The following is an 11,311-nucleotide window of genomic DNA, read 5'->3' on the forward strand; positions in this document are numbered from 1 at the left end:
AGGATCAAGGCGTGACCAGTGCAGCTCCAGAGAACCCGCAGACCCCCGCCGACGCCCTCCCCAAAAGCTGGGACCCCAGTGCTGTAGAGGCTGATTTGTATCAGGGCTGGGTGGATGCGGGTTACTTCCGCGCCGACGCCACCAGCGACAAGCCCGGATACTCGATCGTGCTTCCGCCGCCGAACGTGACCGGCAGCCTGCACATGGGCCATGCGCTCGATCACACCCTCATGGATGTTCTGAGCCGCCGCAAGCGGATGCAGGGCTTCGAAGTTCTGTGGCTGCCGGGCATGGACCACGCCGGTATCGCGACGCAGTCCGTCGTCGAGAAGCAGCTGGCAGCAGAGGGCACCAAGAAGGAAGACCTGGGCCGCGAAGCCTTCATCGAGAAGGTCTGGGAGTGGAAGCGCGAATCCGGTGGCACCATCGGCGGCCAGATGCGCCGCATCGGTGACGGTGTCGACTGGAGCCGCGAGCGCTTCACGATGGACGAGAACCTCTCGCGTGCGGTGCAGACCGTGTTCAAGCGCATGTTCGACGAGGGCCTGATCTACCGCGCCGAGCGTCTGGTCAACTGGTCGCCCGTGCTGCAGACCGCGATCTCCGACATCGAGGTCAAGTTCGAGGACGTCGAAGGTGAGCTCGTTTCCCTTCGCTACGGTTCACTCGACGACAGCGAGCCGCACGTGATTGTCGCCACTACCCGTGTGGAGACGATGCTCGGTGATACCGCGGTGGCGGTTCATCCCGACGACGAGCGCTACAAGCACCTGCTCGGAACCACGCTCGAGCACCCGTTCACGGGCCGTCAGATCCCGATCATCGCGGACGACTACGTCGACCCCGAGTTCGGAACCGGCGCAGTCAAGATCACGCCGGCTCACGACCCCAACGACTTCGAGATGGGCGTGCGGCACAACCTGCCCATGCCCACCATCATGGACAAGACCGGCAAGATCGCCGACACCGGAACACAATTCGACGGCATGGACCGCTTCGAAGCGCGCGTCAAGGTTCGCGAAGCTCTTGCCGAGCAGGGGCGCGTCGTCGCCGAGAAGCGCCCGTACCTGCACAGCGTCGGACACTCCGAGCGCAGTGGTGAAGCCATCGAGCCGCGCCTGTCGCTGCAGTGGTGGGTCAAGGTCGAAAGCCTGGCCAAGGCTGCCGGTGACGCAGTCCGTAACGGCGATACCGTCATTCATCCGGCCAGCCAGGAGCCACGTTGGTTCGACTGGGTCGACAACATGCACGACTGGTGCATCTCGCGTCAGCTGTGGTGGGGTCACCGCATCCCCGTCTGGTACGGCCCCGAGGGTGAAGTTGCCAGCTTCGGTCCTGACGAGACGGCACCAGAAGGCTGGGTCCAGGACCCTGACGTTCTCGACACCTGGTTCTCGTCCGGTCTGTGGCCCTTCTCGACCATGGGATGGCCGGAGAGCACCGCCGAACTCGAAAAGTTCTACCCCACCAGCGTTTTGGTGACGGGTTACGACATCCTGTTCTTCTGGGTTGCTCGCATGATGATGTTCGGCACGTATGTCTCCGAAGACGAGTCGATCACTGCCGGAGCCGGCAAAACGGGCCCGCAAGTTCCGTTCAAGGACGTGTTCCTGCACGGGTTGGTCCGTGACCAGTTCGGCAAGAAGATGTCGAAGTCGCGTGGCAACGGTATCGACCCGCTGGATTGGGTCGAGCGTTTCGGTGCCGACGCCCTGCGGTTCACGCTCGCCCGCGGTGCAAACCCCGGCAGTGACCTCTCCGTTGGTGAGGATTCCGCACAGTCCTCGCGCAACTTCGCTACAAAGCTGTTCAATGCCACCAAGTTTGCACTAATGAATGGCGCTGCACCGGCACCGCTGCCGGCGCGCAGTGAGCTCACCGACGCCGATCGGTGGATTCTCGATCGCCTGGATACCGTTGCAGCCGAGGCCGATTCGGCGTTCGATCGCTACGAGTTCAGCAAGGCGTGCGAAGGCCTGTTCCACTTCGCGTGGGACGAGGTCTGTGACTGGTACCTCGAATTGGCGAAGGTTCAGTTTGCCGCCGATGACACCGTCGCCGCCAACACCCGCGCGGTGCTCGGCAACGTGCTCGACGCATTGCTGCGCCTGCTGCACCCGGTCATCCCGTTTGTGACGGAGACCCTGTGGAAGGTGCTCACGGGCGGTGAATCCGTTGTTGTTGCCGAGTGGCCGACGCAATCCGGCAATGCCGTCGACGCTGATGCTGCTACTCGCATCGAGGACACCCAGCGTTTGATCACCGAGGTTCGCCGCTTCCGAAATGATCAGGGCCTCAAGCCTTCTCAGAAGGTTCCGGCGCGTGCGTCCGGTCTCTCCGAAGCCGGCCTCGACGGCCAGTTTGCGTATGTCCAGGCCCTCGCCAAACTCACCGAACCCGAAGAAGGCTTCACCGCCTCCATCTCGGTGGAGGTGCGCCTGAGCAAGGGCACAGTCACGGTCGACATCGACACCTCAGGCACCATCGACCTGGGCGCCGAGAAGAAGCGGCTCGAGAAGGACCTGACGGCAGCACAGAAGGAACTGGTCACCGCAGACAACAAGCTCGCCAACGAAGCCTTCCTCGCGAAGGCTCCCGACGCCGTTGTCGACAAGATCAAGACGCGCCGGCAGATCGCCGTCGAAGAGATCGAGCGCATCACCAACCGTTTGAAGGAGCTGGGCGACAAGTGAGCTCGGTAGAACCTCCGGAATTCGGGGAGTCCGGTTTCCCGCCGATCAGTTCGGTGCCGACTCCGGTCGACATCGCCGAGTTGGCGCTGGTCGAGGCAGAACTCGACAAGCGGTGGCCGGAAACCAAGATGGAGCCGTCACTCACGCGCATCGAGGCCCTCATGGATGTGCTCGGCTCGCCGCAGCACAACTATCCGTCCGTGCACGTCACCGGAACCAACGGCAAGACCTCGGTGACCCGGATGATCGACTCGCTCATGACCGCGCTGCATCGCCGCACTGGCCGGACCACCAGTCCGCACCTGCAGATCGCGACCGAGCGGATCAGCATCGACGGGGCGCCGATCTCGCCGCGTCTGTACGTGGACACGTTCCGCGAGATCGAACCGTACGTGCAGATGATCGATCAGCAGTCCGAAGCCGCCGGCGGACCGGCCATGAGCAAGTTCGAGGTGCTCACGGCGATGGCGTACGCCGCGTTTGCGGAAGCGCCCGTCGATGTGGCTGTTGTCGAGGTCGGATTGGGTGGACGGTGGGATGCCACCAACGTCATCGACGGTCAGGTTGCGGTCATCACCCCGATCAGCCTCGATCACGCCGAGTACCTGGGTAACGACCTCGCGGGAATCGCGGAGGAAAAGGCCGGGATCATCAAGAAGGGCCGCGAGAGCCTGGTGCCGGTGGACACCGTCGCGATCATCGCCGAGCAGACCCCCGAAGTCATGGAGGTGCTGCTGCGCCGCGCCGTCGAGGTCGACGCTGCGGTGGCTCGCGAAGGTTCCGAGTTCAAGGTGCTTGGCCGCCAGATCGCCGTCGGCGGACAACAGCTCGAACTTCAAGGACTCAGCGGCGTCTACACCGAGATCTTCCTGCCGCTCCACGGTGAGCACCAAGCGCGAAATGCGGCACTGGCCCTTGCAGCCGTCGAAGCCTTCTTCGGGGCGGGGCCCGATCGGCAACTCGATCAGGACGCCATTCGCGCCGGTTTTTCCTCCGTCGTCAATCCTGGTCGCCTCGAACGAGTTCGGAGTGCGCCGACGGTTTTCCTCGACGCGGCACACAATCCGGACGGAGCGCGCGCACTCGCGGCGGCGCTGGCGGCCGAGTTCGACTTCCGCAAGCTCGTCGGAGTTGTCAGCGTCATGAAGGACAAGGACGTCGACGCGATCATGACCGCGTTCGAGTCCGTCTTCGACGAGATCGTGGTGACGCATAACGGTTCACCGCGCGCGATGGACGTCGAGGAACTCGCGAACATCGCCGTCGCCAAGTTCGGCGACGAGCGTGTGGTCGTCGCTCCGCAGTTGGTGGACGCCTTGGAGACCGCCATCGAAATTGCGGAACAAGTAGCCGAACCAGGCGAAGCAGTATCCGGGGCAGGTGTTGTGGTCACCGGATCCGTCGTGACAGCCGGCGCGGCCCGCACATTGTTCGGAAAGGACCCAGCGTGAGTACCCCGTCAGAATCGAACCCGGAGCCCGGTCGATCTCAGTTCGGCGCGCCGACCAAGGATCCGTGGAAGGGTTTCCGCGGAATTGCGTCGGGAACCTTGATTCTCGAGGTGATCGTTGTCCTGCTGACGATCCCCGTCGTGCAGGTTGTCGGCGACGGACTGAACTGGTTCTCCGGTACGTACATTCTGGGCTTGGCAGTGTTGATGATCCTGGGCTGCGGTATCCAGGGACGTCCGTGGGCGATGAAGTACAACATTGCTCTGCAGGTCCTGCTGATCCTCGGGTTCTTCGTTCACTACTCCATCGGCATCATGGGAATCGTCTTTGCCTTGGTGTGGGCGTACCTGGTCTACCTGCGTAAGGACATCGCGCGACGGATGGATGAGGGCCTGCTTCCGGGTCAGCGCGACTGACCATTTAGGCTGGCCGACGTGACTGAGCGCACCCTCGTACTGATCAAGCCCGACGCCGTTGCCCGTGGATACGTGGGAGAAATCCTGAGTCGTATCGAGCGCAAAGGCCTGACCATCGCAGCACTCGACCTTCGCACCGCTTCCGAAGACGTGGCTGGTAGCCACTATGCGGAGCACGCCGAGCGTCCGTTCTACCCGAGCTTGTTGGAGTTCATCACGTCCGGTCCGTTGGTTGCCGTAGTGCTCGAAGGCCCTCGCGCCATCGCCGCATTCCGTCAGCTCGCCGGCGGTACCGACCCCGTCGAGAAGGCACTACCGGGCACGATTCGTGGCGACTTCGGTCTCGAATCGCAGCAGAACCTGGTGCACGGAAGCGATTCCGTCGAATCTGCCGAGCGTGAGATCGCGCTGTGGTTCCCGGCTCTGTCGTCCATCTGACTCTTCGACGCGTTTCCCCGAGCAGTACTTGTCCCACATTGGTGCGCCCTTGCAAGTAACGGGCGCATCGGTGTGGGATACTGCTATTGGTTGAAGCGCAATTTTTGTTCTACGTGTGTTCAACCGGATGACACCCAAGTTTCGATGTGACACCAGGTTCGACGTGACATTGCGCTCGATGCCCTTTCATCGCTGCTATCGGTCAACAGGAAATCCCTGGACCTTTGCACGCTGGATGATCAGGCGCTCGGGCCACGAACCTCACGGACAACAGCCATCCAGCCAGGCACTTCATGTGTACGCAGTGAATAACGGGCACTACGGACCATGCGGAGCGAGACCTTACAATCTCGCACTCACTTCTGAGTGCGAGTACACACAGCGCGCCCCTGCGTGGCCGCGTGACAACTCGATTGCAGAGTTGGACGCGCCCGGGGGCTGAGGAGACTTACGTGGCCGATCAAGCCCCAACAGATTCAGAATCGAACGAAACTCCGGTCTTTCCGGACAAGATGCGCGTACATGCGCTGGCTAAGTTGCTGGGAATCACCAGCAAGCAGGTCCTCGCGGAGGCTGCTGCGCTCGGAACCGAGATTCGCAGCGCTCAGTCGAGCGTGCACCGTGATGTCGCCGAGCGCATCCATGCGTCTCTGCATGCTGTTGCCGATGCCATCGAGCCGGTAGCTGCAGAACTCGACGCTCTGATCGACCCCGTTGTCGAGAAGCCTGTCGAGAAGCCTGTCGAGACGCCTGAGGCTCCGTCCGTTGCGGAAAAGCCGGCCCGTGCGCGTCGTTCACGCAAGAAGGTTGTCGCAGACGAGCCGGCAGTGGTTGAGCCCGCTGTGGTTGAACCTGCTGTGGTTGACCCCGCGGTTGCCGAGATCGCCGCAGATCTTGATGCGGCCGCAGCGTTGCAGGTTAGCGAGCCCGAGCAGTCGGATCTCTTCACGTCCTTCGAAGCAGCGCAGACTCACGCACCCGAAGCGGAGCAGGCACCGGCTCAGGTCCCGCTCTTCCTGCAGCCTGACATGGAAGCGGTCGAGGTTGCGCCGCGTCGTCGCCGGGCTCGTCGTGAACCGGCAGCACCGGTGGTCGAGGAGAAGTCGAGCGCACCGGTCGAGACCGAGAGCGCACCGGTCGAAACAGCTGTCGTCGAGGCAGCGGCAGTCGAAGCTGGAGCCGAAGCAGCTGGAGTCGAAACCGGGCAGGCGCCGGAGACCGTCACCGCACCGCAGGCTGAGGGCGAGAACGCCGAGGCTGAATCCGACGAGGAAGACGACGACCAGCCGCGTCGTCGTCGCCGTGGACGCCGTGGCCGTGGTCGTGGGCGCGGTGAGCAGGCAGGCGAACAGAGCGAGGACGAGTCCGAATCGGATGAATCGACCTCCGAGTCGGCTCCTGATGCAGCCAAGAGCACGTCGACGGACGTCGCGGTCAAGTCCGAAGAAGCCGAGAGCGACGCCGAGTCCGAGAACAGCGAAGATTCCGACCTCGACGCGGATGGCAACAACCGTCGTCGCCGTCGTCGCCGTCGTCGTAAGACCGGCTCCGACAGCGGAGCCGATGCCACAACGACGTCCGAGGACGACCCGCCCAACACGGTCGTTCACGAGCGCGAACCGCGCAGCAAGACGCGTGTCGTGCGGGACGAGGTTCAGGGAATCAGTGGTTCCACGCGACTCGAAGCCAAGCGTCAGCGTCGCCGCGACGGGCGTGATGCGGGGCGTCGTCGTCCGCCGATCCTGACCGAGTCCGAGTTCCTGGCCCGCCGCGAGGCCGTTGATCGCGTGATGGTTGTACGCGATCGCGCCGACAGCGGTCAGCCGCACGCAACGACGCAGGTCGCAGTTCTCGAAGACGGCGTCCTCGTCGAGCACTTCGTCACCAACTCGGCCGCCGCGTCGATGGTGGGCAACGTGTACCTGGGCCGCGTCCAGAACGTGCTGCCCAGCATGGAAGCCGCGTTCATCGACATCGGACGTGGACGCAACGGTGTGCTGTACGCCGGTGAGGTCAACTGGGAAGCTGCCGGTCTCGGCGGCAATTCCCGCAAGATCGAGCAGGCTCTCAAGCCGGGCGATCAGGTTCTCGTGCAGGTCAGCAAGGATCCGGTCGGACACAAGGGTGCCCGTCTGACCACGCAGATCTCTCTGGCCGGACGTTTCCTCGTCTACGTGCCCGGTGGTTCCTCCACCGGCATCAGCCGCAAGCTGCCAGACACCGAGCGCAAGCGCCTCAAGGAAATCCTGCGCGACATCGTTCCGGCCGACGCCGGCGTGATCATCCGCACGGCGTCCGAAGGCGTCAGCGAAGAGGAGTTGGCGCGCGACGTCACACGTCTGCAGGCTCAGTGGGCGGGAATCGAAGAGCAGGCCGCCGCGGCGGACTCCGGAAAGTCGGGCAGCCCGCAGGCGCTGTACGAAGAGCCGGACATGCTGGTCAAGGTTATTCGTGACCTGTTCAACGAGGATTTCTCCAAGCTGGTCATCGAGGGCGACAAGGCTCACGGCACGGTGGAGAACTACATCAACTCCGTCGCTCCGGATCTCCTGCCGCGCCTCGAGAAGTACACGCCGAACAACGGCATCGACATTTTCCAGGCCCGTCGCATCGACGAGCAGTTGGCCAAGGCTCTCGATCGCAAGGTGTGGTTGCCGTCCGGCGGCACGCTGGTGATCGACCGCACCGAGGCCATGACTGTCGTCGACGTCAATACCGGCAAGTTCACCGGTGCAGGCGGCAACCTCGAAGAGACGGTGACTCGCAACAACCTCGAAGCTGCCGAGGAGATCGTTCGTCAGATGCGCTTGCGCGACATCGGCGGAATGATCGTCGTCGACTTCATCGACATGGTTCTCGAATCGAATCGCGATCTAGTCCTGCGTCGACTGACCGAATGCCTGGGCCGTGATCGCACGCGTCACCAGGTATCCGAGGTCACGTCGCTCGGTTTGGTCCAGATGACCCGTAAGAAGCTGGGCACCGGGCTGGTCGAGGCCTTCTCGACAACCTGTGAGCACTGCCACGGTCGCGGCATCATCGTCCATTCCGAACCGGTCGAGATGAAGACCGCTGACGACGGCGGTGCACGGTCCTCGCAGCAGCGCAGCGAATCCGGAAGCTCACGCAAGAACAAGCGTGGCCGCTCGGACAAGCCGGCCGCCGCAGAGTCCAACGGACACGAAGCGCCGGCGCCGGAGGTTCCGGCCGTCGACGCGACAGTCAAGCGGGCACATCCCGTGGCATTGGCGATGGCTGCACATCACGACGAGCACAGTCACGACGAGCAGAGCGCTGTGCCGGCGGAGGTAGATGCATCCAAAAGTGCCGAGCCCACGCCGGTGGCCGCGGATTCGTCCGCTGCCGATTCTGGCCGGGCTACTGACGTTGCTGTGGATGGTGTTGCGGCGCAGGCAGATAACGCTGGTGATGCCGCAGCAGTTGAGACCGCTCCGCGGAGTCGTCGTCGCAGTCGCAGGGCGTCTCGGGCTGCGGCAGCGCCCAGTGTCGAGGCACCCGAGGTCGGCACGGTCTTTGTCCTGCCGACGCCCGAACCTGTGGCGGAAGCCGTAGCGGAGCCTGTTGCTGCCGGCGCAGCGGCGCCGGTCGAAGACGACGTCGTTGTGGTCAAGAGGCCGCGTCGACGCCGAGCAGCAGCACGTCCGGCCGGTCCGCCGGTTGACGGCGAGTAAGAACTACCTCCTTTCGGAAATTGGCTTCGGTGCCCGACCCGCTGTGGCGGGCGCCGAAGCCATGACCCGAAGTTTCTGCTGGTAGACGCAGTAAATGCAGGATCGTTTCACCCCTCGGCGGGGCGGTTTGACCATGACGGTTGCTTTCCCGTAACCTTGCATAGTCGCCACCCGGCGGTAGAGATTCCGTGTGCCTAGAGTGCGGGAATGTCCCGATGCATCAGCATCGAGCCGAGGTGACATAAACCAGACCAGTCGCGATGCATTTGACGCCTCAGGCAGCAGCGCGAGCAAGTTCGAAGAAGCAAGGGGTAGCCCTCCGATGGCAACGTACGCGATCGTCAAGACCGGCGGAAAGCAGTACAAGGTCGCTGTTGGTGACCTCGTCAAGGTCGAGAAGATCGAGGGTGAGCCCGGCACTGCTGTCTCGCTTGCTCCCGTTCTCGTGGTTGACGGATCTGACCTGACCACCGACACGGCCAAGCTGGCCAAGGTCGCAGTCACCAGTGAGATCGTCGAGCACACCAAGGGCCCGAAGATCCGCATCCACAAGTTCAAGAACAAGACCGGTTACCACAAGCGTCAGGGCCACAGGCAGCCGCTTACGGTGCTCAAGGTCACGGGCATCAAGTAACCAGTTCTTTCTAGCTAATTTCACCCGAGGAGGGTCAATAGCATGGCACATAAGAAGGGTGCATCCAGCTCCCGTAACGGTCGCGATTCAAACGCCCAGCGCCTCGGCGTGAAGCGCTTCGGCGGCCAGTCCGTCAGCGCAGGCGAAATCCTGGTTCGCCAGCGCGGCACGCACTTCCACCCCGGCGTCAACGTCGGCCGTGGCGGCGACGACACCCTGTTCGCTCTCGCTGCCGGTGCAGTCGAGTTCGGCCAGAAGCGTGGACGCAAGACCGTGAACATCGTTCCGGCCGTCGTTGCGGCTGAGGTCTAGTCTCTCTCGCTAGTTGTGTGTCACAGGTGCTGCTGTTTTCAGTGAGGCCGTGACGCGTTCCAAGCTCCCAATAGGGGCGGACCAGGGTTGAAATAACCCGGTCCGCCCCTATTGTTTGTTTAAGCAGTACCTAATACCCCCCGAGCAACCCTGCTCACCAGAAGTTCAGCTCATCGCGTGAGACCCGCAATTGACTGAGGAAGGATCCGGCAGTCATGTCCCGATTCATTGACCGTGTTGTGCTGCACGTCAGCGCTGGAAAAGGCGGCAATGGTTGCGCCTCCGTACACCGCGAGAAGTTCAAACCGCTCGGCGGCCCGGACGGTGCGAACGGCGGACGCGGCGGCGACGTCGTTCTCGTCGTCGACGAGAACATCCACACTCTCCTCGACTTCCACTTCCATCCCAATGCGAAGGCCACCAACGGCAAGCAGGGTGCCGGCAGCAACCGTGAAGGTGCCAACGGCGAAGATCTCATCCTGAAGGTTCCGGACGGCACCGTCGTGCTCGACACAGACGGCAATGTCCTGGCTGACCTCGTCGGCGTTGGTAGCCGCTACGACGCCGCTCAAGGCGGACGTGGTGGACTCGGCAACGCGGCATTGGCCTCGAAGGCCCGCAAGGCCCCCGGCTTCGCGTTGCTCGGTGAAGACGGCGTCGAGCGTGATCTGGTTCTCGAGCTCAAGTCGGTTGCCGACGTGGGTCTGCTCGGATTCCCCTCCGCCGGTAAGTCTTCACTGGTTTCCGTCCTCTCGGCAGCCAAGCCGAAGATCGCGGACTACCCGTTCACGACACTGGTCCCCAACCTCGGTGTCGTCTCCAGTGGTGAGACCACGTTCACCGTCGCCGACGTTCCCGGACTGATCCCCGGTGCCAGCGAAGGCCGCGGTCTGGGTCTGGACTTCCTGCGCCACATCGAGCGCTGCGCCGTACTCGCGCACGTGATCGACTGCGCAACTCTGGATCCGGGACGCGATCCGATGTCCGACATCGACGCCCTCGAAGCGGAACTGGCCGCGTACACGCCCGCGCTGTCCGGCGACTCGGGACTCGGTGACCTCGACAAGCGCCCGCGCGTTGTCATCCTCAACAAGGCGGACGTGCCTGAGGCTGCGGAGTTGGCCGAGATGGTTACACCGGAGATCGAAGCCCGCGGATGGCCGGTATTCACGATTTCGGCCGTGAGCCGTGAAGGTTTGCGCCCGTTGACATTCGCGTTGGCGAAGATGGTGCGCGACTACCAGGAGGCTAACCCCAAGCCGGAGCCGAAGCGTCAGGTCATCAGGCCGATCAAGGTCAAGGATTCCAGCTTCACCATCGAGAAGGACCCCGATATTCCCGGTGGATTTGTCGTCCGCGGTACGCGTCCGGAGCGGTGGATCCGTCAGACGGCCTTCGACAACGACGAAGCCGTTGGCTACCTTGCCGACCGTCTTGCACGCTTGGGCGTCGAAGATGCACTGGTCAAGAAGGGCGCACAGCCCGGGGCGTCGGTCACGATCGGTGACGTCAGCTTCGAGTGGGAGCCGATGACTCCGGCCGGTATCGACTTGACCCGTACGGGCCGCGGTACCGATCCGCGACTCGATCAGGTCGAGCGCATCGGCGCCGACGAGCGTAAGCACGCTCGACGCGTTCGCCGCGGCCTGCTCGACGAAGACAGCTAACACACGCG

The 11,311-nt window shown here is 63.3% G+C and carries 8 protein-coding genes; all 8 read left to right on the top strand.

What is annotated here, in order from left to right:
* The first annotated feature begins 11 nt into the window (after positions 1–11).
* The 8 genes from CJ178_RS00525 (at position 12) to obgE (ending at position 11,303) form a co-directional block, all read left to right on the top strand.
* A complete protein-coding gene (locus CJ178_RS00525) occupies positions 12–2,693 on the top strand; it encodes a valine--tRNA ligase (RefSeq protein ID WP_095885900.1) in 2,682 nt (893 codons plus the stop codon).
* A 44-nt stretch (positions 2,694–2,737) separates the two neighbouring features.
* Positions 2,738–4,144 (top strand): bifunctional tetrahydrofolate synthase/dihydrofolate synthase, encoded by a 1,407-nt coding sequence (folC, locus tag CJ178_RS00530; protein WP_033233167.1) that lies wholly within the window; start codon positions 2,738–2,740, stop codon positions 4,142–4,144.
* Positions 4,141–4,560: a DUF4233 domain-containing protein gene (locus CJ178_RS00535; protein ID WP_095885901.1), complete on the top strand. Its 420-nt coding sequence runs from the start codon at positions 4,141–4,143 to the stop codon at positions 4,558–4,560. Before folC ends, CJ178_RS00535 begins: the two co-directional genes overlap by 4 nt.
* An 18-nt stretch (positions 4,561–4,578) precedes the next feature.
* Positions 4,579–4,998, top strand: coding sequence for a nucleoside-diphosphate kinase (gene ndk, locus CJ178_RS00540; protein WP_045066939.1), 420 nt, complete (start codon positions 4,579–4,581; stop codon positions 4,996–4,998).
* Between the two features lie 452 nt (positions 4,999–5,450).
* Positions 5,451–8,690, top strand: coding sequence for a translation initiation factor IF-2 N-terminal domain-containing protein (locus CJ178_RS00545; protein ID WP_095885902.1), 3,240 nt, complete (start codon positions 5,451–5,453; stop codon positions 8,688–8,690).
* A 322-nt stretch (positions 8,691–9,012) separates the two neighbouring features.
* Positions 9,013–9,324 (top strand): 50S ribosomal protein L21, encoded by a 312-nt coding sequence (gene rplU, locus CJ178_RS00550; RefSeq protein ID WP_033232889.1) that lies wholly within the window; start codon positions 9,013–9,015, stop codon positions 9,322–9,324.
* Positions 9,325–9,366: 42 nt separating this feature from the next.
* Positions 9,367–9,636, top strand: coding sequence for a 50S ribosomal protein L27 (rpmA, locus tag CJ178_RS00555; protein ID WP_003944532.1), 270 nt, complete (start codon positions 9,367–9,369; stop codon positions 9,634–9,636).
* Positions 9,637–9,851: 215 nt separating this feature from the next.
* Complete coding sequence (gene obgE, locus CJ178_RS00560) at positions 9,852–11,303, top strand: GTPase ObgE (protein WP_033232892.1); 1,452 nt, start codon at positions 9,852–9,854, stop codon at positions 11,301–11,303.
* The last annotated feature ends 8 nt before the right edge of the window (positions 11,304–11,311 follow it).

Source organism: Rhodococcus sp. ACPA4 (assembly GCF_002300185.1).
GTDB lineage: Bacteria > Actinomycetota > Actinomycetes > Mycobacteriales > Mycobacteriaceae > Rhodococcus_F > Rhodococcus_F globerula.